Annotated in this window: 13 protein-coding genes; 5 read left to right on the forward strand and 8 right to left on the reverse strand. The window is 71.7% G+C overall.

Going from position 1 to position 26,990, the window contains the following annotated elements:
- Positions 1-576: 576 nt before the first annotated feature.
- The 3 genes from ACIOKD_RS12620 to ACIOKD_RS12630 all read left to right on the forward strand — a co-directional run bounded on the left by ACIOKD_RS12620 (position 577) and on the right by ACIOKD_RS12630 (position 15,080).
- Positions 577-4,620 (forward strand): amino acid adenylation domain-containing protein, encoded by a 4,044-nt coding sequence (locus tag ACIOKD_RS12620; RefSeq protein WP_402082561.1) that lies wholly within the window; start codon positions 577-579, stop codon positions 4,618-4,620.
- Complete coding sequence (locus ACIOKD_RS12625; RefSeq protein ID WP_402082010.1) at positions 4,620-14,108, forward strand: amino acid adenylation domain-containing protein; 9,489 nt, start codon at positions 4,620-4,622, stop codon at positions 14,106-14,108. Before ACIOKD_RS12620 ends, ACIOKD_RS12625 begins: the two co-directional genes overlap by 1 nt.
- Before the next feature lie 93 nt (positions 14,109-14,201).
- Positions 14,202-15,080, forward strand: a complete 879-nt coding sequence (locus ACIOKD_RS12630; RefSeq protein WP_402082012.1) for a TauD/TfdA dioxygenase family protein — start codon at positions 14,202-14,204, stop codon at positions 15,078-15,080.
- A 63-nt stretch (positions 15,081-15,143) separates the two neighbouring features.
- On the opposite strand, the gene ACIOKD_RS12635 is transcribed toward ACIOKD_RS12630, so the two are convergent.
- Complete coding sequence (locus ACIOKD_RS12635) at positions 15,144-16,709, reverse strand: alpha-1,2-mannosidase (RefSeq protein ID WP_402082014.1); 1,566 nt, start codon at positions 16,707-16,709, stop codon at positions 15,144-15,146.
- 650 nt (positions 16,710-17,359) lie between these two features.
- Here ACIOKD_RS12635 and ACIOKD_RS12640 point away from each other — a divergent pair.
- Positions 17,360-19,639: a M4 family metallopeptidase gene (locus tag ACIOKD_RS12640; RefSeq protein WP_402082016.1), complete on the forward strand. Its 2,280-nt coding sequence runs from the start codon at positions 17,360-17,362 to the stop codon at positions 19,637-19,639.
- A gap of 115 nt (positions 19,640-19,754) precedes the next feature.
- Here the strand turns inward: ACIOKD_RS12640 and ACIOKD_RS12645 are convergent, their stop codons facing one another.
- From ACIOKD_RS12645 to ACIOKD_RS12655, 3 genes are read right to left on the reverse strand one after another with little or no spacing between them, the layout of a single operon-like run.
- Positions 19,755-20,726, reverse strand: a complete 972-nt coding sequence (locus ACIOKD_RS12645; RefSeq protein ID WP_402082018.1) for an alpha/beta fold hydrolase — start codon at positions 20,724-20,726, stop codon at positions 19,755-19,757.
- The gene (locus tag ACIOKD_RS12650; RefSeq protein ID WP_402082020.1) at positions 20,726-20,959 is read right to left on the reverse strand and encodes an acyl carrier protein; all 234 of its coding nucleotides are present in this window, start codon (positions 20,957-20,959) and stop codon (positions 20,726-20,728) included. The genes ACIOKD_RS12645 and ACIOKD_RS12650 overlap by 1 nt, the downstream gene beginning before the upstream one ends.
- Positions 20,960-20,996: 37 nt before the next feature.
- Entirely contained in the window at positions 20,997-21,950 is a 954-nt protein-coding gene (locus tag ACIOKD_RS12655; RefSeq protein ID WP_402082022.1) for a beta-ketoacyl-ACP synthase III, read from the reverse strand.
- A gap of 282 nt (positions 21,951-22,232) precedes the next feature.
- Here ACIOKD_RS12655 and ACIOKD_RS12660 point away from each other — a divergent pair, with 282 nt between their 5' ends.
- Complete coding sequence (locus tag ACIOKD_RS12660) at positions 22,233-23,408, forward strand: hypothetical protein (RefSeq protein ID WP_402082024.1); 1,176 nt, start codon at positions 22,233-22,235, stop codon at positions 23,406-23,408.
- Positions 23,409-23,437: 29 nt separating this feature from the next.
- Here the strand turns inward: ACIOKD_RS12660 and ACIOKD_RS12665 are convergent, their stop codons facing one another.
- The 4 genes from ACIOKD_RS12665 to ACIOKD_RS12680 all read right to left on the reverse strand — a co-directional run bounded on the left by ACIOKD_RS12665 (position 23,438) and on the right by ACIOKD_RS12680 (position 26,832).
- Complete coding sequence (locus ACIOKD_RS12665; RefSeq protein WP_402082026.1) at positions 23,438-24,328, reverse strand: HD domain-containing protein; 891 nt, start codon at positions 24,326-24,328, stop codon at positions 23,438-23,440.
- A gap of 109 nt (positions 24,329-24,437) precedes the next feature.
- On the reverse strand, positions 24,438-25,181 hold the full coding sequence (locus ACIOKD_RS12670) for a TetR/AcrR family transcriptional regulator (RefSeq protein WP_402082028.1): 744 nt from the start codon (positions 25,179-25,181) through the stop codon (positions 24,438-24,440).
- A gap of 91 nt (positions 25,182-25,272) precedes the next feature.
- Positions 25,273-26,418, reverse strand: coding sequence for an RNA polymerase sigma factor (locus ACIOKD_RS12675; RefSeq protein WP_402082030.1), 1,146 nt, complete (start codon positions 26,416-26,418; stop codon positions 25,273-25,275).
- A 6-nt stretch (positions 26,419-26,424) separates the two neighbouring features.
- Complete coding sequence (locus ACIOKD_RS12680) at positions 26,425-26,832, reverse strand: YciI family protein (protein ID WP_402082032.1); 408 nt, start codon at positions 26,830-26,832, stop codon at positions 26,425-26,427.
- Positions 26,833-26,990: the final 158 nt, after the last annotated feature.

The following is a 26,990-nucleotide window of genomic DNA, read 5'->3' on the forward strand; positions in this document are numbered from 1 at the left end:
TATCGCACAGGCAAGCGCTCACGGTCCGTCAAGTCTCCTTAAAGAATGCCTCTCGCCCGTTTATGAGCGGCGGACGTTTCTTGCCCATGGGGACGGTTGCCGACTTCTCGTCCGGCTCGTGGCGCACGCCCCGAACACCGCCCCAAACGGGGTGATCTTTGCATCTCAGAACGCCCTCACTTCCCGAAAAACCGGTCGCATGGGTATGTTTTCGGGCGTTGGGTTCCACCCGCCCGGTGACCGTTGACAGGTTCTGGTCCACTGATCAATTATCGCCGTGCGTCCAGGTGTTCCCCATCGGTACACCAGTCGGACGACGCCTCCGCACCCCGTGGGGCGCCGTGAGCCAGAAAGCTGGTGGGCAGAATGCCGCACGACGAAGGCATGAACTCGTCGTCGTTATCGCCTGGCAACGTTGTCGCAATGAATCGCCGGACAGCCGCCCGCCCCGACTCCGCAGCTCCGCCCGGCAACCGGACGTAGAGCAGCCTCGGCGGCCCGCCGCACGGGCGGCCGAACCCCCAGCGTGCCTCTCGGAACCAGTAACCCTGACGACGGGAAGACCCAGCCTTGTCCGTGCATGACACCCCCCAGGCTCCGTACACCCCCCGGGTTCCGTCTCCCCGGCAGCATCCCGCCGGCTCCCCCCGGCGGGAGCCCTCGGTCTCCTTCACCCTGGCCCCGGCCTCCTTCGCCCAGCAGCGCCTGTGGTTCCTCGCCCAGCTCCCGGGCGGGAACGAGGCGTACAACGAACCCGTCACCTTCACCCTCCGTGGCCCCCTCGACACGGCCGTCCTGCGTCGCGCGCTCGACGCGCTCGTCGTCAGACAGCAGGCACTGCGCACCCGGCTCGTGGCCGTCGACGGGGAGGTGCAGCAGCACATCGATCCGCCGGAGACCGGATTCACCCTCGCGGCGGACGATCTCACCGGACTGCCGGACTCCACGGCGCGCCTCGGCGAACTGCGCCTGTGGGAAGCCTCGGACCCGTTCGACCTGGCGCGCGGCCCCCTCTGCCGCGGCCGTCTCCTCACGCTGGCGCAGGACCACCACGTCCTGCTGCTGACGATCCATCACACGGTCTTCGACGGCCGGTCCATGAGCGTGATGATGAGTGAACTAAGCGCTCTGTACAAGGCGTTGCTGGACGGACTACCCTCCCCGCTGGCGCCGCTCCCCCTGCAGTACGCCGACCATGCCCGCGCCCAGCGGGAGCATGTCCTCGCGGGCGGACTCGCCGAACACGCCGACTTCTGGCAGCGGCAGCTGGCCGACGCCCCGCCGCTGTCCGGGCCGCCCACCGACCGCCCGCGCCCCGCCCAGCAGGATCTGCGGGGCGGCCGGGTGGAGTTCGCCCTCGACGCCGACCTCACCGCCGGCCTGCGGGCGTTGGCACGACAGCGCGGACGCACGCTGTTCGGCTCCGTCCTGACCGGCTGGTCGCTGCTGATGTCGCGGCTCAGCGGCCGTACCGACGTGGTCGTGGGCACACCCACGGCGGGCCGGCGGCACAACGAGGACCTGTCGGATCTCATCGGCTTCTTCGTGAACACGCTGCCTCTGCGCGCCGACTTCTCCCGCACGGCGACGGCCGGCGACGCCCTCGCGCACGTGGGCGGAGTCCTGCGCGACGCACTCGACCACCAGGACATGCCCTTCGAGCACATCGTGGAGCTCGTCAACCCGGTCCGCAGCGCCGCCCACACACCGCTGTTCCAGACGATGTGCGCCTGGGTCCCGGAGCGGGACGGGCTGCTCGAACTGTCCGGCCTCGACGTCACTCCGCTCGACATCCCGGACGCGCCGGCCAAGTTCGACCTGGCGCTGTCGCTGACCGAGTCCCGGGGTCGCGTCGTCGGCCACCTGGACTACGCGTCGGCGTTGTTCGACGAGGACACCGCGCGGCGGTACGTACGTCAGCTGGAGCACCTGCTGACCGACATGGTGGCCCGGCCCGAGGCGCCCGTCGGCACGCTCAGGCTGATGGACGACCGGGAACGGCGGCTGCTGCTCACGGAGTTCGCGAACGGACGGCCCCTCACGGCCGAGTCCGCGTCCCGCACCGGGAGCGGAACGGAGTTCGGTACAGACTCCCGTACCGGTGGGCTGGTGGACCGGTTCGACGAGCAGGTAGCGGCCCGCCCGACGCAGACCGCGCTGGTGTGCGGCGGCGAAAGGCTCGACTACGCCACCCTCGCCGGGCGGGCCGGGCGCCTCGCCCGTGCCCTCGCCGACCAGGGTGTGGGCCCCGGCGACATCGTCGCTCTGCACACCGGGCGTTCCGTCGAGCTGGTCGTCGGCGTGCTGGGCATCCTGAAGTCAGGTGCCGCCTATCTGCCGCTCGACCCGGCCCAGCCGCCCGCTCGGCTCGCCGCGATGGTCGAGGACGCGGCCGCCGTCCTGGTGCTGAGCGACCTCCCCGGCGCGCAGCGGCCGGCCGGCTGGCGATACCTGCCGACGGTCGAGGCATCGGCGGACAACGATGTCCCGCCCGCGCCGGTCCCGGACGACGAGCAGGTGGCCTACGTGCTCTACACGTCCGGTTCGACCGGCCGCCCCAAGGGCGTGGCCGTCACCCGGCGCAGCGTCCTGAACCTGTTCGACAACTGGGTGGCCCGCATGGGCGCGACGCCGGGGGAGGCCACCTCCGCGTGGTCCAGCATCGGCTTCGACGCCTCGGTCCACGAATTGCTGCTGCCGCTGACGACGGGCGCCGAACTGCACCTCGTACCGGAGGAGTTGCGGGGCGATCCCGAGGAACTGATGGAGTGGATGCGACAGCATCGCATCGTGCAGGCGTTCCTGCCGCCCGCCTACATCCGGTGGATCGACGAGGAGCCCGGCAAACGGCTCGACGGGCTCGCGCTGCGCCAGCTGCTCACCGGTGTGGAGTCCCTGCCGGAGGCCGCGCTGCACCGCATGCGGGAGCATCTCGCGGGTCTCAAGGTGTGCTTCGGCTACGGGCCGACCGAGACCACGCTGTACAGCACGGCGTACTACGACCCGCAGCCCCTCGACCGGCAGTGCCCCATCGGGCGCCCCCTCGCCGGCACCCGGATGTACCTCCTCGACGAGCACCTGGAGCCGGTCCCGGTCGGTGTCGCCGGAGAGGTCCACCTCGGCGGCGCGAGTCTCGCGGCCGGCTATCTGCACCGCCCCGACCTGACCGACGAGCGGTTCCTGCCCGACCCGTTCCTCCCCGGCGAGCGCGTCTACCGTACGGGGGACCTCGCCAGGTATCTGCCCGACGGCAACGCCGTGTACGTGGGGCGCGTCGACGACCAGGTGAAACTGCGCGGCTTCCGTATCGAACCGGCCGAGATCGAGGCGGCGTTGCTCGCCCTTCCGGAGGTGCGTGAGGCGGCCGTGGTGGTCGACCGGGACACCGGCGCCGAACCCCGGCTGGTGGCGGCGGTGGCCGTCGGCGCGGTGCCCGCCCGGCCTCCGCACGAGTGGCGCGCGGCCCTGGCGGACCGGCTGCCGGACTACATGATCCCCGCGGTCGTCGTCGAGCTGCCCGTCCTGCCGCTGAGCCGGAACGGGAAGCTGGACCGTACGGCCCTGCTGCGCGCAGCGGCCGAAGCCGGCACCGGCCAGGTCAACACGGAAAGCCCCCGCGACCACATAGAGTTGACGTTGCATCAGATATGGCGGGGCATTCTCCTCGGCCCGGACTTCGGTATCCGTGACAGCTTCTTCGACATCGGAGGCACGAGTCTGTCGGCCATCAAGATGGCCCACGGCGTCCGTGCAGCGCTCGGCACCACGCTCCCCGTCCGCGACCTCATGCTCCACCCGACGATCGAAGGCCTCGGCGGTCTCGTCCGCCAGGGCCGTCCGGGGGCACCGCCGAGCAACCTCATCGAGTTCCGGAAGGGCGGCACCGGCGGAAACGTCGTGTGCGTCCACCCCGCCGGCGGCACCGCCTTCTGCTACCTCCCCCTGGCCAGGACCCTGCCCACGGACGTCGGCCTGTACGGGATCCAGTCCCCCGGGGTCAATCCCGGCGAGACCTTCCTGCCGGGCGTCGAGGAGATGGCCGAGGCCTATCTGCGGCTGATCGAACCCTTCGACGCCGGCCCTCTCGTCCTCACCGGCCTCTCCTACGGCGGACTGGTCGCCCACGAGATGGGCCGCCGACTGGCGAGCGCCGGCCGTACCGACGTGAGTGTGGTGCTGCTCGACACCCAGGCCACCGAGGACCCCGAGGTGCGCGCCACCGCGACCGCGCCCGTGGACCTGGCCGAGTTCCGGGACAAGCTCGTGAAGTTCAACGGCATGTATCCGGGGATCGACGACGAGCAGATCGACCAGTACTTCCGGATCTACAACCACAATCGCCTCACGGCCCGTGACCACCTCCCGGCGTCCTCGGCGGCCCGTCTCGTCCTGATGCAGGCCGTTGGCGGCACCACCACCGACCCGGCGTCCCTGCCCGGGGTACGCGACTTCTGGCGGCGTCGCGCGGAGAACGGCATCCGGGTCGAACCACTGGACTGCGACCACTGGGAGGTGCTGGAGAGCGGTACCTCGCCGCGGGTGGCCGCCGTGCTCGCCGCCGAACTCGCCGCGCTCGCCGCCGCGCCCGCAGTCGCGTCCACCGTCACCGAGGAGGCGTGATGTCCGGTTCCTCCGCGCCCGACTCCGCCACGGCCGGCTCCGCCGCGTACGGCTCCTCCACGTCCGGTCCGCTGCTGGCCGGGGCCGTACTCGACCAGGCACGCCTGACCCCCGACGCCCTCGCCGTGGTCGACGGGGAGCACAGCCTCGACTACGCGGCCCTCGACCAGGCCTCCCTGCGTGTGGCGCGCGGCCTGCGAGCCCGCGGAGTCCGTGCGGGGCAGGCAGTCGCGGTCCGCCTGCCCCGGTCCTGGCAGCTGGTGTGCGTGATGCTCGGCATCCGCCGTGCCGGAGCCACCGTGGTCCCACTCGACGCGCAGAGCCCCGCCGAACGCCGCCGCCACATCCTCGACGACTCGGCCGCCGTGGCCCTGGTCCACGACGGCACGGGCAGTGCGCTCGGCGAGGGTCCCGGCTTCCCGCTGGACGTCGACGACCTCCTCGCCGACCTCCCCGCGACGAAGGACGCGGCCACGGGTGCGGGCGCGGGTGTGGGCACGAGCGCGACGCCCTTCGACGAAGTCACCCCCGCGACGGACGCGGCCACCTCGTTCCTCTTCTACACCTCGGGCACCACGGGCCGCCCCAAGGGAGTCGAGGTCAAGGACGCCGGAATCATGCGTCTGGCCGAGCCCGGCTTCCTCTCCCCCACCGCGGGCGCACGATACGCGAGCATCTCCAACCCGGCCTTCGACGCCCTGAGTTACGAGGTCTGGGTACCGCTGCTGACCGGCGGGACCTGTGTCGTCCTGAGCGACGAACAGGTCCAGGACCCCCTGCTGCTCGCCGAAACCCTGCGGCACGCGCGGATCGACACCCTCTTCGTCACCACTGCCCTCTTCAACGCCGTCACCGACAGCGTGCCGCACTGCTTCGACTCCGTCGGCCAGGTCCTGATCGGCGGCGAGCAGCTCAACGCCACCCGCGTCAAGCGCTGGTACCGGGACAACCCCGGCACCGCGACGCGGCTGGTCAACGCCTACGGGCCCACCGAGTCCTCGACCTTCGCCCTGCACCACCCCGTGCCCCGTGACTTCGACGGCGACACCGTTCCCGTGGGCCGGCCCGTGCCCGCCACGGACGCGCTGCTGGTCGCCGACGGCTCACGGGCCGCCGAGACCGACGAGATCGGCGAACTGTACGTGGCCGGGGCCGGGCTGGCGACGGGCTACCGCAATCTGCCCGAGGAGACGGCCCGCCGCTTCGCCCCGCTGCCGTGGCACGACGCGGGCCGCGCCGTCTGGTACCGCACCGGCGACCTCGCGCGCCGTGACGCCACGGGGCTGTTCACCTTCGTCGGGCGAGCGGACCGCCAGGTGAAGGTACGCGGCTTCCGCATCGAACCCGGTGAGGTCGAGCAGCGGCTCGGCGCACACCCCGCCGTCCGGCAGGCCCGGGTCTGCACCCGGCACGACGTGGACGGCGCCCATGAACTGCTGGCCTACCTGGTACTGGGCACCGAGCTGACGTACGAGGAGTACGAACGCCATCTGACGGCCACCCTGCCCCCGTACATGCGCCCGCACCGCACCCATCTCGTGGACGCCCTGCCGCGCAACGCCAACGGCAAGGTCGACGACGCCGCCCTGCTGGGCTCCACGACGCCGGCATGGCGCCGTGCCTCGGGCACGGCCGTCGAGGTGACCGACGCGCAGCGCGAGGTGCTGGAGATGGCCGGAAGCGTACTGGGAGTGCCCGGCTTGCGGCCCGACGACCGCTGGATTCCCCAGGGCGGCGACTCGCTCAAGGCGTTGCGCCTGCGGTTTCGGATCCGGCGCCGCTGGAACGTCGAGGTGCCGCAGTCGGTCGTACTGCGGGAGGACTTCGCCGCACTGACCGAGGCCATCACCTCCGGCTCCCCCGGTTCCTCCGGCGCACGGCAGTCGCCACCGCACCCGGCGGTGCCGGACCCGAGCGGACGCCGTTCCGCGCCGGCCACCTCCGAGCAGCAGCGCCTGTGGCTCCTCGACCGGAGCGACCCGCACAGGCGCGCCTACGACGTTCCACTCGCCTTCCACCTTGAGGGCACCCCCGACGAGACCGCCCTGCGCGCCGCACTCACCCGTCTCGTCGCCGAGCACCCCGCACTGCGCACGGCTTTCCGGTCCACCCCGGAGGGTCTCCTCCAGGAGATCGGCGACCCCTTCGACCCCTGGGCGCCGGCCGACGTCCTCGACGGTGAGGGCTGGCAGCCGGCGGCGCGGCGGTTCTTCGCCACGCCCTTCGACCTCGCCGAGGCACGGATGCTGCGAGCGGGCCTGCTGCGCACATCCGACGGTACGGTCCTCCTGCTCCATCTGCACCACATCGCCGTCGACGGCTGGTCCCTCAACGTCCTCTTCCGCGACCTCACCACCTTCACCGCGACCTTCGCCGCACAAGTGGCCGGCCGCGAGGAGGAAGAGGGATCCCGGCACACGCCGCTCGATGTCGCCCTGTGGCAGCGGCGTTGGCACCTGGAGTCCTCCTACGACGAGCAGCGGTCGGCGCTGCGCCGCCACTACGCGGCCCTGGAACCTTCCCCGCCCCCGCCCGCCGTCGCGGGCACCGCCGACACCGGTGCCCGGCTGCTGACCGCGTCCCTCGACCACGTCCGACGCTCCCGGCTCGACCGGCTCGGGGCGGAACTCGGGCTCACCCGTTTCCAGCTGCTGCTGGCCGCCTTCTCCTGGAGCCTGTACGGCGTGACGGGACAGACCCGTCCCCTCGTGGCGAGCCCTGTCTCGGGCCGGCCGGTCGGCGAGTTCGCCTCCACCGTCGGCATGTTCGCCAACACCGTGCTGCTGCCTCTGCGGCTCCAGCCGGGCGACGGCCTGCGCCGGCAGCTCGGCCGGCAGACCGCCGGGGTCCAGCAGATTCTGGACCGGCAGGACGTGACGCTCGCCGACGTCCTGACCGACCACGACTTCGGCGGCGGCCCGCTCTTCGACTTCATGTTCGTCCTGGAGAACACCGACTTCGGCGCGCTGTCGTTGCCGGACTGCCGGGTCCGTCCCGCCTGGCCGCAACCCGTCGACACCAAGTGCGCGCTCACGCTGTCCGTCGTCGAGCGGGACTCCGGGTTCGACTGCCTGTGGGAGTACGCCGCCGGACGCTTCGACGCCGAGGTGGTGGCGTCCGCCCATCGGCTCTTCGTACGGGCGATCGACCTGCTCACCGCCGAGGACGGGGAGGGGGACGGGAACGGTGAGGGGGACGAAAACGGAGAGCGGGACGGGAACGGGGAGCGGGCTCAGGAGGAGCACACGTTGGCAGCACTCGTCGCGCCCTACCGGCGTACGCTCCCCGACCCTGGACAAGGGGCGCTGAGCACACCCGCGTTCACGACCGTGGCGGAGGCTTTCGCCGCACAGGTACGGCGGACTCCGCACGCGCCGGCCCTGACCACGGGCCACCACACCCGCACGTACGCGCAACTCGACGCCCACGCACGGGCGTTGGCCCTGGAGTTGACGGCCCGGCTCCCGTTGCCGTCCGACCCCGGGGCGCCCGCCCGGGTCGCGCTGCATCTCACACCGTCGGCCGAGCACGTCGTGGCTCTCCTCGCCGCCGCACAGCTCAACCTGACCGTCGTACCGCTCGATCCCGCCTACCCGCCGGCGCTGCTGCGCCGGGTCCTGCGCGATGCCGCCCCCTTGTGCGTCCTGACCTCGGCCGGCGCGGAGGAGGACGTGGCCGGGATCGCGCCACCGGAACTGCCACGACACCTGATCGAGCTGGCCGCCGCCGCGCCGTCCGCACCGCGACCGGCTCCCCACGCGGGCCTGAGACCGCTCTACACGCTGTTCACCTCTGGCTCGACCGGCACGCCCAAGGGTGTCGACGTACCGGACCTGACCCTGTGCAACCTCCTGCACTGGCAGACCGGAGCGGGCGGTCTCGGCGAGGCCGCGGTCACCCAGCAGTTCTCGATGCTGTCCTTCGACGTCTCCTTCCAGGAGATCCTCACCACGCTGTGCTCGGGCGGACGCCTGCATCTCGTGCGTCCCGAGTGGCGGCAGGACCTGCCCGCTCTGCTCGACCAGCTGGAACAGGCCGGTGTCGAGCGGCTGTTCCTGCCCTGTGTGGCGCTGCAACTGCTGGCCGAGCACGCTGTCCACCTGGGTCGCTTCCCGTCGCGGCTGCGTGAGGTGGTCACCGCCGGCGAGCAGCTCATGTGTACCGACGCCATCCGCCGCTGGTTCGCCGGTCTGACGGACGCCCGGCTGTTCAACCACTACGGGCCCACGGAGACCCATGTCGTCAGCGGTCTGTGCCTCGACGGCGACCCGATGCTCTGGCCCACCCGCCCGGCCATCGGGCACCCGGTGGCCAACGCGGTCCTTCGTGTGGCCGACGACAGCGGCGAACCGCTCCCGCCCGGGGCTGTCGGCCATCTGCTGATCGGGGGCCCGATGGCCTCGCCCTGCTATCTGGGCGACGCGGAGCTCAACCGCACCAGATTCACCGAGCTGCCCGACCGGGGAACGTTCTACCGCAGCGGCGACCTGGCGCATTTCGACGCCGCCGGGTTGCTGCACTTCGACGGCAGGGACGACGACCAGGTCAAGATCAGCGGCCACCGGCTGGAGCCGGGCCAGCTGGAGGCCGCGCTTGTGGGTCACCCGTCGGTCATCGGTGCCCTGGTGTCCCGCGACGGCGATTCCCTCGTGGCGCTGCTGCAGTGCCGTGGCGACGACCCGGACCTGGACGAGCTCAACACGCATCTCGCCGGGCAGTTGCCGCCCTTCGCCCGCGTACGCACGTACCGCAGGGTGGAGGCGCTGCCGCGCACCCCGAGCGGCAAACTGGACCGACGCGCGGTCGCCACCCAGGGGCGTGAACTGAAGGGTGGACTGCCGCCTGAGACGCGGGGCCCGGGACCCCTGGGATCCGTCGTGTCCGCGCGGGAGGCCCGGCTGTGCGAGCTGTTCGCCACGGTCACGGGCAAGAGAGTGCTGCCGGACCAGCGGTTCTTCGACGCGGGCGCGGGCAGTCTGGACCTGATGCGCTTCCAGTTGCGGTGCGGTGTCGACCTGGGCCTGTCCTTCACGGTCGCGGACCTCTTCGAGCACGTCACCGTACGCGGCCTGAGCCGGTTCCTCCACGCGTCGGACCCGACTCCGGACACGGCTGCGGTCCCGGCCACGGATCCGTCCCCGGCGCGTGTACCGGTCGAACGGAACAGCGGCTCGGACGAGCCGATCGCCGTCATCGGGATGGCCGTACGACTGCCCGGCGCCCCCGATCTGGCGTCGTTCTGGCGGCTGGTCGAGTCCGGAGAGCGCGGCATCGAGCACTTCCCGGCCACCGAGGGGCGCGTGGGCGCCCGCAGCCAGATGGACGGGCTGCTGGCCTTCGACCCCCACCACTTCGGCATCAGCCCGCAGGAAGCACGGCTGATGGACCCGCAGCAGCGACACCTGCTGATGAGCTGTGTCGAGGCGCTCGCCCACGCGGGCATCGCCGACCCCGCCGCCGGCCGCGTCGGCCTGATAGCGGGCTGCGGCGAGAACACCTACTTCCAGTCCATGCTCCGGGAGGCCGACCCCGCCGCCCTCCCGGACGGCTTCCGCCTGGCCCTCCACCACGACAAGGACTTCCTCGCCACCAAGGTGGCGTACCACCTGAACCTGACCGGCCCCGCCTTCACCGTGCAGGCGGCCTGTGCCAGCTCCCTCGTGGGGGTGCACCTCGCGGCCGGACTGCTGCGGCAGAGCGAGGCCGACGTCATGCTGGCCGGCGGGGTACTGGTCGACACGCTGCTGACGGACGGCTACACCTACCGGCCGCAGCACATCTTCTCGCCCGACGGCCACTGCCGGCCCTTCAGCGACGACGCCGCGGGCACCGTCGGCGCGAGTGGCGTCGGGGTCGTGGTCCTCAAGCCGCTGAGCCTCGCGGAACGCGACGGCGACACCGTCTACGCCGTCGTCACCGGGTCCGCCCTCAACAACGACGGCGCGTCGAAGCTCGGCTACAGCGCGCCTTCCGTCGCCGGGCAGCGGGAGGTCATCCGTACCGCGCTGCGCCGCAGCGGCCGCCCGGCCACCGACATCGGTTACGTCGAGGCGCACGGCACCGGGACCCGGCTGGGCGACCCCGTGGAGGTCGGCGCGCTGCGGCAGGCTCTCGACCTGCCCGCCTCCGCCTCCTGCGCCCTGTCGTCCGTGAAGAGCCAGATCGGTCACCTGGGCGCCGCCGCGGGCGTCGTCGGCCTCGTGCGCGCGGCACTCGCCGTCCACCACGGGGTGATCCCGCCGAACGTCGACTTCCGGCGTCTCAACCCGGAGATCGGCGCCGACGCGGGCCCCTTCCGCATCCCGACGAGCGCGCAGCCCTGGCCGACGGGGCGTCCCCGTGTCGCCGCCGTCAGCAGTTTCGGCATCGGCGGCACCAACGCCCATCTGATCCTGGAGCACCACGAGGCCGCCGCACCGGGGCGGACACCGCCGAGCGCGGACCGAAGCGCCCGCGCCGGCCGCCTGGTGCTGTCCGGCAGCAGCGAGCAGTCCCTGCGTACGGACGCCCGGCGCATCGCCGATCATCTGGCCGCCGCTCCGCAGACGTACGACCAGGTCGTGCGCCATCTGCGGAGCGGCCGGCCGACGCGGACGCACCGTGTCGCGGCCCTCTGCCCGGACGCCGGGACGGCCGTGGCGTGGCTGCGGACGGTCGCGGAGGGTGCTGAGCGTGCGGTGACCGGTGCGGGCGCCGTTGTGGAACCGGAGCGGGGGCCGGCCGAGTCGGCCGATGCGAGCGCCGATCTGCGGCCGGGCACTGACTCCGCTCCCCCGCCCTGGGATTTTCCGCCGCCCGCCTTCGCCCTCACCGACTACGACTTCCCGCGCGGCGCCCGGCGACCCGAGCGCGTCACGGCAGCCGGCCCCGCCGCCACCGCGCCTCCGGTGCGGATGCCGGAGGACGAGTGGCTGCACCAGACCGAGTGGGCGCGGCTGCGACGGGCCGTCCCGTACAACGGGTCCCTGTCGGGGCGCCCGGTCGTGGTCGTCACCGACGGCACCGCGACGCCGGTCGGCTGGAAGGCACTGCACTCCGCGCACAGCCGCGTCGTCCACGTCACGACCGGCACCGCGTACGCCCGGTCCGGCACCGACCGGTACGAGGTCGATCCCGCCGACCCCGCCTCGCTGGCCCGGCTGCTACGGGACGTCGGACACGACGCTCCCGAAGGATTCGAGTGGCTGCACGCGCTGCCTCTCGGCGTCGAAGGGCCGGTCGGGGAAGCGTCGTTGGAGGACGCGAGGCGCGTCTGCCTCGACCACACGGCCGCCCTGTGCCAGGCCGTGGCGAGCCTGCCGCCCGGCGCACGTCCGCGCCTGTGGTGGCTGTCCCACGGTGCGCAACCGGTGACGGGCGAGGTGACGCGCCCCGAACTGGGCCTGCTGGCCGCGGCGGTGGAGGTGCCGCGCCAGGAACTCGGCCTGGACACCCGCTGGATCGACCTGCCGGGCGCCGATCCGTCCGACTGGGCCCATCTCCTGCCGCTCGTCCTCGCGGAGACGCCCACGGAGGCCGCCCCGGAGCGCCGTGTCGCCCTGCGCCAGGGCTACTGGTGGCGGCCGGTCGCCCGGTCCGTAGCGCGCCCGCTCCCCCGCGCCGCCGGGCTCGCGGAGGGTGTCGGGCTCGCGGAGGGTGTCGGGCTCATGAGGGGCGCCGGGCTCGCGGAGGGCGACGGCACACACCTCGTCCTCGGCGGCACCGGTGGCGTCGGCACCGGCATCGCCACCTGGCTGCTCGAACACACCGACGCGCGGGTCGTGTTGCTCGCGCGCCGCCCTCAGCTGCCGGCCGCCCTCGCCCGCTGGTCCGACCGTGTCACTCTCGTCGCGGCCGATCTCGCCGAGGAGCCGCTCGACGATCTCCTGGACCGCCTCGCACCCCGCACCGGCCGCCTCCACGGCATAGTCCACGCCGCGGGCAGCGCGTCCGGCGCCCTCCTGATCCGCCGCGACAGCGAGACCATGCGCGGCGCCGACCGGGCGAAACTGAAGGCCGTCCTGCTCACCGAGCGGCTGATCGCCCGGCACGGGCCGCGTTACGCCGTCTACTGCTCGTCCCTGTCGGCCCTCTTCGGCGGCGTCGGCCAGTTCGACTACGCGGCCGCGAACGGGGTGCTCGACGCCTTCGCCCACCACGGTGGCGAGACCTCCCCGGCGACCGTGCGCCTGAGCATCGGCTGGGACGTGTGGCGGGACGCCGGCATGGCTCGCGACGCGCTCGGCACCGACGCGCGCCACCAGGCACATCTGCGGACGGGGCTGTCGACCGCCGAGGGACTGCGCGTCTTCGCCGACGCCATGGAACTCCAGCTGCCGCACCTGCTCGTGTCCAGTACGCCACTGGAGGCCTCCCGGTACTTCTACGAGCCGGTGCCGGAGCCGGTGCCGGGGGCCGGAGCGGGGTCGGCGTCGGCGTCGGCTCCGGCGTCGCAGGTCGGCCAAGGGCCGGTCGGTGCCGCGGAGTCACCCGGCCTCATCGCGGGGCCGCCCGACGCCACCGAACTCGTGGAGGCGGCGCGGGAGTTGCTCGGCACGGACACACTGGACCCGGCAGCGTCCCTGTACGACCTGGGCGCGGACTCCCTCACCCTGCTCGATCTGCTCTCCGAGGTGAAGCGGCGGTACGGAGTGGACATCGAGCTCTCCCGTCTCAGCCATCAGGTGAGCGTCAACGATCTCCTCGCCCGCCTCGACCCTCCCGCGCGGACCGGGCAACCCACCGACGACCCGGTGACCATCGAGACCTGGCAGACCGGCGACGACCAGGACGTCCTGTGTGTGATCCACCCGGTCGGTGGCGACATCCAGGCTTATCGGCCGCTGGTCTCCGCCCTGAACGCGCGCACCACGGTCTGCCTCGTCCCCGACCCCGCTCTGCACGATCCCCGGCTGCCGCACTGGTCGGTCGCCGAGCGGGCCGACCGCTACCTCGCCGCGCTGCGCGCCCGGTTCCCCGACCCGCGGATGCGACTGCGGCTCGCGGGCTGGTCGTTCGGCGCGCTGGTCGCCCACTCCATGGCCGCGAGCGCCGAAGCGGCGGGCCGTCCCGTGGACCGGCTGTATCTCCTGGATCCGCCCGCGCCGCAGGCCCAGGTCCCGATGGCGGACGAGAACGCCCTGCGTGCCGTCTTCGAGCTCGAACTGCGGGGCAACCAGCCCCCGGGCGACACGGCCCGGCCGGCATCCCGGGTCCAGGCGACAGGGCAGACCTACGCGGAACGGCTCGCCCACTGCTGCCGGGCCAGCATCTCCGCGATGACCGCCCACACCGCACCCCGGCTGACCCGCACGCCCAGCACCCTGTGGCTGGCCACCGAGATCACCGCCGGCCTGCCCCTCGCCCCGCCCGCACCGACGGCCGCCGAGGAGTGGACGGCGTTGCTTCCCCGTCCCACTCAGGTGCACCACGTACAAGCCACGCACTACGGGATCGTCACCGGGCTGCACGTACGGGACATAGCCCGCGCGATCGACGCCGACCGGTGAGCCACCGGCCCGAGGCCGTCGCCGATCGTTCCCTGTCCCTCTGCCGGCCTTCTTCCGCCCCTTTCCCTGCCGCCCCTCACCTCGGAGACACCCATGGACCAGTTCACCCTGGACGCCGTCGCACGCATCACGACAGCGCCCCGTGAGACCTACGAGAGCTTCACCGTCGACCCGCTGACACCGCTTCTCGGTGCGGAGATATCCGGCCTCGACCTCTCCGAGGAACTGACTCCGGTCCAGCAGAAGGACATCCGGACGGCCTTCCTGACCCATCACGTCCTCGTCTTCCGCGACCAGCACCTCACTCCGGAGGACCACAAGCGGTTCGCCGCCCTGTTCGGGCCGCTGCACCTGGACTCCCTGCCCGAGGAGGGGTCCGACCCGTACATCCTCAAGGTCAGTGCGGACAAGGACTCCAAGGCCGTCGTCGGCAACGGCTGGCACGCCGACGGAACCGCCGACGACGAGCCCTCACTCGGCTCGATGCTCTACGTGACCGAGGTCCCGGAGATCGGCAGCGGGGGCGACACCCTCTTCGCCAACATGCACCTCGCCTACGACATGCTGTCCCCTGCGATGAAGACGTTCCTGAACGGACTCACCGCCGTCCACGACGGAGCGCGCCCCTGGCTCACGCTGGGGCAGATGCCTCCCGCGGAGTACGACGTGCCGCGCAACGAGCACCCGGTCGTGGTGCGCCACCCCGACACCGGACGCAAACTCCTGTTCGTGAACGGCCCGTACACCTCGCGGATCACACAGCTGTCCGCCACCGAGAGCAAGGCCGTCCTGGAGATGCTGTACGACCACATCGCCCGCACGAACCTGCTGCACTGCCGGGTCCGCTGGCAGGCCGACACCCTGGTGTTCTGGGACAACCGCTGCGTCCAGCACCACGCCACCTGGGACTACTTCCCGTACTCCCGCTACGGGCAGCGCGTCGCCATCGACGGAACCCGGCCACAGGCATGACCGCAGGCGCGGCGGCCGGACCCGGCCCCTGACTGCCGGGGCGGGCCCGCCTGCGCCGAGGTGTCAGGGACGCAGGTACCGGGTCAGTTGCTCCAGCAGCCGCGCGGCGTCCTGCAGGTTCCGGGCGGTGTCCGAGAAGTCGACGGCGAGCAGTTCCCCGGGCTCGTCGCCACCTTGCCCGTCCGCCCCGGAAACGGGAGCGGGGATCCTCGTCCCTCGGTAGCCCACCGGCTGCGCGTCCGCGCTCTGGCGGTAGCCGACGAAGTCGCTGACGCCGGCGGCGGCGGCCTCGGCACCCCCGTCGAAGAAGCGCACATCGAGCAACTGGGTCTCCTGCGCACCGTGGTTGTCGGTGATCCGCAGGCGGTAGTACCGATGGGCCTCCGAGCGGGCGAGCGTGAACTCCCTGCACTGGTAGCGGCCTTGAAAGACCTCACCCTCGCGGGAGTCGAGCGGCGTCCAGGACCGGCCGTCGGAGGAACCCTCCAGCACCCAGACCGCCGGGTCCCGCTCAGGGGCGTCGTTGGCGGAGGTCAGGCTGTAGGCACTCACCGCGACCGGCAGGTCGAAGGTGAAGCTCAGCTCGGGGTCCTGCTCGTGAGCGAGCCACTTGCCGCCCGACTTCACCAGGTTCTCCGCGACCTCGCCGAAGTCCGTGAACTCGTCGCTGGCCCACACCCGCGAGACCAGCTCGGTGACGTCACGCCGCTCGCCGGGTGCCGCGGGCCGTCCCGCCATGACCGGGAGGAGCAGCGAGAGCGAGGTGGCCGCGCCACCGCGGTCGCTCCACGTCACGCGGTCCACCGGGGCGCCGCCGTCGTCGAGGAGCAGCCGCAGCCGGCCGGCCGGGCTCCACACGCCGTCGTGCTCCTCCTCGGTGGTGAAATGCTGCGGGACGGCACGGGGCAGCGGGCCGGTGAGGGTGCCGCGCAGTTCACCGAGGGAGCCGTCGGCGTCCCTGAAGTGACCGTGGAACCCTGACAGATCCGTACGGAACGCCACGGAGGACTCCGCTCCTGTGGTCCCGCGCCACGCGAGGCGGGTGACCGGTTCCCGCTCGCCCGCCTCGTCGTTCGTCTCGCTCCGGTGGACCTGAAGGCGCAGATCCGCCCCCGGCTGCCAGGTGGCGGCTCCCAGGCGGCGGCGCTCGGTGGCGAAGACCCACCCGGATCGTTCACCTGCCCCCTGCCCGGACACACGCCGTGCCCGGCCGCCGTGTTCGGCGGAGTCCAACGTGACGGTCCGCAGCCGTATCACGCCGTCGTCCTCGTCCTCGACGGCGGCGTTGCGCACCGCCAGGACGTTGGCGCCCGGCCGCAGCGCCGTGCCGGGCACAGTCAGCACGTACTCGCGTACGGTGTCGGGTCCTTCGGTGCCGGGCAGCAGGAAGCCCTTGGCCAGCGGTTCACCGTTCACCTCGGCGTCGACGGGCGCGGCGACGCCGAGCACCGACATACACAGCTCGGCTTCGGTGATCTCCTCCTCGTCCGGCACCATGAAGTCCACGCTGAGGTGGCCGCCCGACGCCACCACCACGTAGGACGGGGCGACCGCACAGCGGTGCCGGCGAACGACGGCGTTCGACAGCTTGGCGGGCCGGGTGGCGAAATCGGCGAAGACAGGGTCCATTGTGTTTCCTCACGAGCGTCCACCGCACCGCGCGGCCGGGTGACCGGGCAGTGCTCCATGTCGTCCCGGAGACTAGCCGTCACCACTGACAACGAGCGTGTTCAGCAAGGCAGTTGAGCCTCACTACGGGCAAACGGACGAACGGACGAACGGACGAACTGCTGCCGGCTCAGCCGGGCCCCGGGCCGGCGCGTACGACTGTCGTGCGGTCCCGATGTTCGCCCGCACCGGAGCCGCCGCACCCGGAGATGAACGAGTCCGGTCGGCACACCGCCCTCGGGGAGGCACCGGAACCGCACCGCACGGCCGCGGTGCCGCCGGGGCACCGCGGCTGAAAACATGTGCCGCCGGTGAGGAACCCGCAGCAAACAATGGTCAATTCAAGCCGTTGTCTTGTCACATCCATGACAACCTGTGCATCGGATGTCACTCTGCTGTCGAACGTTCACCTTTCGTTCACACCCCCACACCCCCCACTCATACCTCCCCCGTACCCCCACGTCTCACGCGCCGCCGAGTTCTCCGGCGCCTTCGTGTGCACCTCGTGCTGCGCTCCTTTCCGCTCCGCCCCGTCCCGGGCCGGCCATACCCCGTCGGCCCGCTCACCGCCGGTGTCCACCAGACGCCGGCCGTCGCAGGAGGAGAAGACATTGTCCGGGTCCCATCGCTTTGCCCACCGGCGCAGACGCGCCGCAGCCCTCGCCCTCACGACCGCGAGTTCGCTGCTCGTCCTGGGCGTCCAGGGCGCATCCGTGTCCGCCGCACCCGCCGACCCCGGTTCCGGCCCCTCGAAGATCGTCGCCACACCGCGGGCCGGAGCCGCCCAACCCGCCCTGTCACCCGCCGCGCGCGCCTCACTGCTCAAGAGCGCCACCGCCAAGTCCGGTGACACGGCGAAGCAACTCGGCCTCGGCGCACGCGAGAAGCTCGTCGTGAAGGACGTCGTCAAGGATGCCGACGGCACGACCCACACCCGGTACGAGCGCACGTACGCGGGGCTTCCGGTCCTCGGCGGCGACCTGGTGCTGCACCACAGGAACGGCCGCAGCACCACCTCCAAGGCGACCCGCGCCACCATCACGGTGCCGACGACCACCCCGAAGATCTCCGCGACCGGCGCCGCCGACAAGGCACTGGCCGTCGGCAGGGCGGCCGACGTGGAGAAGTCCGGGATCGAGGGCGAGCCCCGGCTCGTGGTGTGGGCCGCCGGGTCCGCCGAGCCGGTCCTGGCCTGGGAGTCCGTCGTCGAAGGGTTCCAGGACGACGGCACGCCCAGCGAGCTGCACGTCGTCACCGACGCGCGCACCGGCAAGGTCGCCGCCGAGTACGAGGGCGTGCACACCGGAGCGGGTCACGGCCAGTACAGCGGCGAGGTGTCCGTCGGCAGCACGCTCTCCGGTTCGTCGTACCAGCTCGTCGACGGCGACCGCGCCGGGCAGCGTACGTACGACCTGAATCAGGGAACGTCCGGCACGGGCACGCTCTTCTCGGATGACAACGATGTCTGGGGTGACGGCACTCCGGGCAACCGGCAGACCGCCGGCGTGGACGTCGCCTTCGGCGCGGCGGCGACCTGGGACTACTACAAGGACGTCCACAGCCGCAACGGCATCCGCAACGACGGCGTGGCCGCCTACAGCCGCGCCCACTACGGCAACAACTACGTCAACGCCTTCTGGCAGGACTCCTGCTTCTGCATGACGTACGGGGACGGCGCGGGCAACGCGGCGCCGCTGACGTCGCTCGACGTGGCGGCCCACGAGATGAGCCACGGTGTCACCGCCGCGACCGCCAACCTGACGTACTCGGGTGAGTCGGGCGGTCTCAACGAGGCGACCTCGGACATCTTCGCCGCGGCCGTCGAGTTCGACGCGGGACTGGAGGCGGACGTCCCCGACTACCTGGTCGGCGAGAAGATCGACATCAACGGCGACGGCACGCCGCTGCGGTACATGGACAAGCCCTCCAAGGACGGTGCCTCCCGCGACCACTGGGACGCCTCACTGGGCGGCATCGACGTCCACTACTCCTCCGGGCCGGCGAACCACTTCTTCTACCTGCTGTCCGAGGGCAGCGGAGCGAAGACCCTCAACGGGGTCGACTACGACAGCCCGACCGTGGACGGTGTGCCGGTGACGGGCATCGGCATCGAGAACGCGGCCGACATCTGGTACCGCGCGCTGACGACGTACATGACCTCGTCGACCAACTACGCGGGCGCCAGGACCGCGACCCTGCAGGCCGCGACCGATCTCTTCGGGGCCTACAGCGACACCTACCTCGCCGTCGCCGCCGCCTGGGCGGGCATCAACGTCGGCGACCGCATCGCGCTCGGCACCAACCTCGCCCCGATCGACGACCAGCTCTCCGGCGTCGGCCAGGACGTGTCCCTGCAGATCGAGGCCTACACCACCAACACGGACTCACCCCTGACCTACGAGGTCACCGGCCTGCCCGACGGCCTCACCGCGACCGACGGCGGACTGATCTCCGGGGTCCCGACCACCACCGGCACCAGCGAGGTGACCGTCACGGTCACCGACAGCACGGGCTCGACCGCGTCGGACACCTTCGAGTGGCGCGTGGCGAACATCTACGGCAGCTCCACCCGTGTCGACATCCCCGACAACGGTGCCGCGGTCGAGTCGCCCATCACCATCACGGGCCGCCCGGGCAACGCCTCGGCGACGACGGAGGTGTACGTCGACATCGTCCACACCTACCGGGGCGACCTGACGGTCGATCTGGTGGGCCCCGACGGAACCGCGTACTCGCTGCTGAACCGCAGCGGGGGTTCGACGGACAACGTGAACCAGACCTTCACGGTGAACGCCTCGGCGCAGCCCGTCGACGGCACGTGGAAGCTGCGGGTGCGTGACGTGGCGGCGATCGACGTGGGGTACATCAAGCAGTGGCGCATCACTCCCTGACGCCCCTGCCCCCGCACATCCCGCCGACCTGAACCCCGCTCGGCCTGATCCCCGCCCGCCCGGACCGTGCCATGGTCCGGGCGGGCGGTGCCGCGTTCGCGGACCGTGTGGGCTCCTACCTGCGCAGTCCGAGCCGTTCCGGTGCGGTTGCGTAGGGGAGGCCGTCGAGCGGGAGGTCGGTGAGGAAGCGCAGGATCAGGTCGGCGTACTCGGCTTCCCGTTCCAGGTGCACCATGTGGTCGGCGTCGTGGACCAGGAGGAAGGTCGAATCGGCGATGGCGGCTGCCACGGCACGGTTCTCGTCCGGCGTGCTGACGTCGTCGTGCTCGCCGGTGAACACCAGCGCGCGCACGGCGTCGATCCTCTCGGACGGGAGTGGATCCGCGGCGAGCAGTCGTCGGTGGCAGACGGCGTGCCGGCGGGCCGCGGCCGGGGTGATGCGGGCGAACTGCCGGTGCAACAGCCGTGCCACGGTGGCCGCCTGGGAGACCTGGTCCCGGCGAGCGGTGTTCAGCAGCGTGGCGACGGCGCGGCCGGCGATCTCGTACGAGCCGGAGTCGGAGAGCGTCCCGTCGATGTCGTCCGCGAGCGCGGCGCGGGCACTCCACACCTGCTCGCAGTCGGACACCAGGCGCGGGTTCATCCGGTGCGTGGCGCCCGCCAGGACGAGCCGTGCGACCCGCGCCGGCCGGCTCAGAGCGGCACGGTAGGCGATCGGCGCGCCGTACGAGGCGCCCAGGAGGTTGACCCGGTCGTACCCGAGCCGGTCGGCGACCACCAGCGCGGCCTCGGCGAGCGCGTCGAAGCCCTGCTCGGCGGGCAGGTCGTCGGCTGTTCCGACACCGGGCAGGTCGACGAACACCAGCGGCATGTGGGCGCTGAGCCTGCGCTCCAGCCGGGGCCACGCGTACATGTCCTGGAGAGCGCCGCCGAGCAGGAGCAGGGGTTCGGTGACCTGGGGCCGGTCCGAGGTGATGACGCGGCAGGTGTAGCGCAGGCCGCGCCATTCCAGGGGCACGAGCTCCTCCCTGGTCTCCTCGGGCGCGTTCCACTGGGGCGGGTTCCACACGGCGGGGGCTGTCGACATCACGGGTTCCCGGCGGCTCGGCTCGCGACGAGGTCGGCCAGGGCGTTGACGGTGGGGGCGCACGAGAGTTCGTCCTCGGTGAGGAACAGGCCCATGCGGTCCTCCAGTTGCATGGACAGCACGGTCACCGCCATGGAGTCGATGCCGGCGTCGGCCAGGGTCGCGTCGGCGGTGATGGGCGCGGGGGGCAGTCCTGCCTGCGTCGTGAGGATGCCTTTGAGTTCTTCCAGCACGTGCTTCGTTTCCTTACGTTCCTGGGCAGATGGATCTCTACAGCTCCGCGGTGATGCCCGGTGGCCATACGAGGCTGGTGGCGGCCCAGGCGAGCCCGCTGCCGAAAGCGACAACGAGCACGCGGTGCCCAGGTTTCAGTTGCCCCTCGTCCGCGGCGTGGGCGAGCAGCAGCGGGACGGAGGCCGCCGCGGTGTTGCCGACGTGGGCGATGTTGGAGGGCGTGCGCTCGGGCGGGATGCCGAGGGCGTCGGCGACGGAGGCGGCGATGCGCCCGTTGGCCTGGTGGACGATCAGCCGGTCGACCTCGTCGAGCGTCCAGCCCGCGGCCTGTGCCGCGTCCCGGGCGGCCTGGCTCATCCGGCGCACCGCGTGCCGGAAGACCTCGTTTCCGCGCATGTGAACGAAGAAGTCCCCCGCGGGCGCGGTGGCCCGTCGGTCGCGCTCGCGGGCTCCGCCGGCCGGGATGACGATGGCGTCGGCGAGCGAGCCGTCGCTTCCCCAGGCGAAGGATCCGAGGCTGCCGTCCTGTCCCGCGAGCCCGGCCTCCAGGACCATGGCCCCCGCGCCGTCGCCGAAGAGCGGGGCCGTCGCGCGGTCTTCGGAGTCGATGATGGCCGACATCGTCTCCGCGCCCACGACGAGGACCCTCCGGGCGCTGCCCGCGCTGATGAGGCCGGCGGCGACGGCCGACCCGTACACGAATCCCGCGCAGCCCGCGGTGACGTCGAAGGCGATCGTGCCGCGCAGGCCGAGCCGGTGGGCGACCGCGGGCGCGGTGGCCGGGCAGTGGTGGTCCGGGGTGGTCGTGGCCAGGACGAGGGCGTCGACCTCCGTGACGCCGGCCGACCGCATCGCCCGCCGCGCGGCTTCCAGGGCCAGGTCTCCCGTGGACACCGTCGCGTCCGCTCGGCGACGCTCCTGGATGCCGATTCTCTCCCGGATCCACGCGTCGCTGCTGTCCAGTCGGGAGCACAGCTCGTCGTTGGTCATGCGACGGGGTGGAAGATGGGAGCCCACGCCCGTCACCACTGCGGCCGGCCCCTGCGTTCCACGGAGTCCCGCACTCGAAACGTTCATTGACTAAGCGTACTTGAGTGAAGGCGGAGAGTTACCTGCGGGTCCGGCCCCCTGTTGGGCGGGAGAGGGGCAAGGCGGTAGGGGCGGGTGGGTCGGAGTGGTCCGCGCAAGGGAGTTCGAACCCTCATGAACAGGTTCATATAGGCTGCGTACGCTGCCCTTTGTAGCCTTGTCCTTCCCCAGGAGAGTCTCCCAGTGACCGTAGTGACCGCTCAAACCGAACCGGCCGTTCCGCCCGTCGACCAGGTGCCCGGACAGGCTGCCGCGGAGACCGGGGAGTTCTGGGTCGAGCCCGCGACGTCCGTCGACGAGGTTCCGGCGGACGACGCGCACGACGAGGCCGTTCACGACGACGCGCACGCCGACGCCGCGCCGGACGACGTGCCCGCCGAGGTCGCGCAGGACGCCCAGGACTTCGGGGCGTACGTGCGGGCCGGCGGCTGGGCGTTCGCGCTGAAGGTGGCGCGCAGTGTGCGGCCCGGCGGCGAGACGCCCGGGGAGACGCGGAAGGTCTCCGCGAAGGGCTTCGCCGAGCTGGCCGGGTGCTCGCCCGAGCGGGTCATGCGCTACTACAAGGCGTGGGACAAGGCGGCCGACGACGGTCTCGTCCCGTACTTCGAGGCGCTGGCGCCCGGGCAGGACGTGGAGTTGCCGGACTCCGACGTGTGGCACACGTATTACGTCTCCCGTTCCAGCGCCTCCTCCGAGCGCGGCACGGCGATCGCCGCAGCGGCCGAGGCCGAGGGCATCCGGCCGACGAAGGCCCTGGAGGTCGCCGAGAACCCCACCGCGCTGCGGGCGGCGATCCTCGCCGACCCCTCCACGGCGAAGGCGGCCCGCGCGGCGCTTCTCGACCGGTTGCAGGAGGACCCGGCGCTGCAGACGGAGATGGCCCGTGACATCGCCCGCACCGACGACCTCAAGAAGGCGGTCGCCTCCGAGACGCAGGCCGCCAGCCGCATCGGCTATGTCCGCGACATCGTGGAGAACGGCCAGGTCAAGACTCCCGCAGGGCAGACCATCGACGCCCCCGCGGAGCTGCGCGCCGAGGCCGAACGCCACCTCTCGCTCATCGACGAACTGGACGAGAACGAGGACACCAGCGAGTGGGCCTCCGAGGCGTTCGACTCGATGAAGGACATCGTCGCCCAGACCATCCAGGCCGACCCCGAACTCCGCCTCCAGGAGCGGCGTACGAAGTTCTACAGCAGCCTGCAGAAGGCGACGAAGGTCTTCGAGGAGCTGACCTTCGACGACGTCGACGACCTCGACACCATCTACGAGGACGACATGCTGCAGCGCCTGGAGGAGCTCCAGGAGGCCATCAGCACCTGCATCACCACCCTGCGCAAGGCGGCACCGGGCAAGTGAGCGTCGCGCCCTGACGGGGCGGGGGCCTGTCACTCCTCGAATGGCGCGGCGAGCAGGAGATCCTCCACCGTGGGCACCGGGAATTCGGGGATGTGACGGCGGCCGACTTCGGCGAAGGGGTGCATGAGCACCGACATGGGTCGGGTGCGGCACAGCGAAAGGATGGTGTCGAGGGCGTCCTGCTTGAACCCTTTCCTGGGGAAGGCCGCCAGTATCTCTTCCAGGGCGTCGGACGGTATTCGCTGCAGCTCGTTCCCCGAGAAATCCGCTCCCGATCCCACGGAGACCATCGCGATCTCCGGCCTTTTCCGGGTGGCGATACCGGCGTTGGTGTGCAGGGCGATCGCATCCCATACGACCGCTACGCGTTCGGCCGGCATGCGCTGTTCCCGCAGGAACCGCTGTGCGGCGTCGGCACCGTCGACTTCGAAGCGCTCGGCCCGGGTCCGGTACGCCTCGACCAGACCGAGGTCGTGCAGAGCCGCGGCGACGAACGCGAGTTCGCCGTCGTAGTGCACGCCGCGTCGGTCGCACAACAGGGAGCCGAAGAGGTACGTCCTCATGACGTGGTTGAAGAGCGTCCCGGAGGACACGCTCCGCACGAACCGCACGGTGTTCCGGGCCAGTTCGCTGTGGGGGATGCGCACTCCGGCCACGGTCCTGGGCAGGGCGTCCGCACCGGGGGCCGAAGCGTTGCCGCGCCTCGCCGTTCCCGCCGCGGCGGCGGGGGGAGCGGACACCGCGGTGGCGAGCGCGGCGGCCGCGCTGATCGCGGCGACACCGGCACCACACCCGAGTGCCGTGCGCCGGGTGACGCCCTCTCCTCCGTTGCTCCTGCCGGGATCACTCGCACGGGAATCACGCGTACGGGAATTGCTGGTAAGGGAATCACTCGTGTCGACGTCGCTCTTGTCGGACATGCGGACAGCCTTCTCGTCGGCGGTTGATGCCACGAGCCTATGGACGGCGCCACAGAGCGAACAGCGGCGAAAATGCCGATGAGCTCCGGATTCCCGCCAGAGGGGGTGGTCAACAGACCTGGTCGACCGATGGAATCCGGCTGAAGATGTCCTTCAGCGTGTTCCGCATCCCCATGCGGAAGATCTCGGCCTGGTGTTCACCGAGGAACACGGTGTGCCCGAACACCTCCAGGACGACCAGGCCGTGCAGGTGCCCCCACGCGCTCATGACGAGGGCGGTCACGGCCGGCGGCAGAGCGTCCTGACCGGTCGGCGACATCTGGTCCAGATACGCCACGAAGGCGGGCGACAGCTCGGAGGCGTCGACCGCGGCCAGTTGTGCCGGGGTGCAGCCGTCGAACATCTCGCGTTCGAAGATCGCGCCCATCCGGCGCACCGCCCGGGTGGTCGGACCCTCGACGGGAGCCTCGTAGTACCGCAACGGCGTGCCGTACAGGAGCTGGAACCGCTCGGGATGCTCGACGGCCCATCGGCGATAGCCCTCGGCCGCGCTCAGCACCCGCTCCAGGGGCGAGTCGTCCCGCGCGGCGTCGACGGCGGCCCGGACGGCGTCGCCCAGGGCTTCGTACGCCTTGGCGATGAGTGCCGTGACCAGCTCGTCCCGGCTCGGGAAGTAGTGGTAGAGCGCCTGCACGGTCATGCCCAGGCTCCGGGCGACGGCACGCAGTGACAGGGCCGCGGGGCCGCTCTCGGCGATCTGTCGCTCGGCCGCGTCCAGGATCTCCTGGGTGGCGGCCGCTCGACGCCGCTGGCGCAGAGAGGGCAGGGCGGCCATGTGTTCGTCGACGGGCATGCGGCGACCGTACGACGTCAACCGCGGCCCCGTACCCGAAACTTGGAAACCGAGAGGAAAATCTGACACTGCCAGGTCTGCCGTACTCCGCTCAGCCGCGCAGGTCCGCGTTGAGCCGTGCGGCCTGTCGCGTGAGGTGCTCCCGTTCGGGGAGGCTGGGCGCCGACCGGGCGGCCTCGGCGTAGAGCCGTGCCGCGGTCACCGGGTCGCCGTCGCGCTCGCGCAGGTAGGCCTTGACAGCGGTGTGGCGGGGTAGTGAGGGGTCGAGTCGCGCCAGTGCGGTCAGGCCGGCGCGCGGGCCGTCGGCCTCGCCCACCGCGACGGCCCGGTTGAGGCGGGCCACCGGGTTGCCGGTCAGCCGTATCAGCTCGTCGTACCACTCGACGATCTGCACCCAGTCGGTCTCCGCGGCGCACCGCGCGTCGGCGTGCAGCGCGGCGACGGCGGCCTGCGCCTGGAACTCGCCCAGCCGGTCGCGGGCGAGGGCCGTCTGGAGAATGTCGACACCCTCCGCGATCAGCCGGGTGTTCCACAGACCGCGGTCCTGCTCGGCGAGGGGTACGAGCCTGCCGTCGGCGCCGGTCCGTGCCGGGCGCCGTGCGTGGTGGAGCAGCATGAGCGCCAGCAGGCCGGCGACCTCCTCGTGCCCGGTCCTGGTCGCGAGGTGGCGGGTGAGCCGGATCGCCTCGGCGGCCAGGTCGACGTCGCCGGAGTAGCCCTCGTTGAAGACCAGGTAGAGCACGCGCAGGACCGTGGCGACGTCAGCGGGCCGGTTGAAGCGGACGTCCGAGACGGTCCGCTTGGCCCGGCTGATCCGCTGGGCCATGGTCGCCTCCGGCACCAGGTAGGCCCGCGCGATCTGCCGCGTGGTCAGGCCGCCGACCGCGCGCAGCGTGAGGGCGACGGCAGAGGCCGGTGTCAGGGTCGGGTGCGCGCACAGGAAGTACAGCTGGAGCGTGTCGTCGGCCGCCTCGCCCGGGATGGGCACGGGCTCGCGATCGGCGCGCACCTCCCGGTGCCGCCGGGAGGTGTCGGCGCGGACGGCGTCGAGGAACTTGCGCCAGGCCGCCGTGACCAGCCAGCCCTTGGGGTCTCGCGGCGCGTTGTCCGGCCACACGCGCACGGCTTCGACCAGGGCGTCCTGCACGGCGTCCTCGGCCGCCGCGAAGTCGGCTCCGCGACGGACGAGGACGGCGAGCACGGCGGGCGTGAGCGTCCGCAGCAGGGACTCGTCCACCGTGGGTCAGTCCGTGACGGTCACACACGCGGACAGGAACGGCCGCACTTCCAGCCACTCCTGTACCGGCTTCCCGCCCGCGCCCGGAGCCGCGGACAGCTCGCCGGCCACTTCGAGCGCCCGCTCGTGGGTCTCGACGTCGATCACCATCCAGCCTGCGATCAGGTCCTTGGTCTCCGCGAACGGACCGTCGGTGACCGGCGGCCGTCCCTCGCCGTCGTAACGCACGAACGTGCCCTCCGACGACAGGGCCTGGCTGTCGACGAACTCGCCGTTGCCTTCGAGCCGCGCCGCGAAGTCGCTCATGTACCGCATGTGGGCCGAGACCTCCTCCGGTGTCCACTGCTCCATCGGCACGTCGTTGAGCGATGCCGGCCCGCCCCGGTAGTGCTTGAGCAGCAAGTACTTGGCCATCGTGTTCTCCCTGGTGCGGTACGGCCCCTTGTGGCCGTGTTCACTGCGGGGACGGAGCCGCGTACGGGTTCTCGACACTCCCCCGGGGAATCTTCTCCCGGACTTCGGGGACACCGCGCGGAGTGAGGCTACGACTGGACGTCGATCCGGTGTGTGGA

Origin of the sequence: Streptomyces sp. NPDC087844 (genome assembly GCF_044742785.1) — a bacterium.
GTDB lineage: Bacteria > Actinomycetota > Actinomycetes > Streptomycetales > Streptomycetaceae > Streptomyces.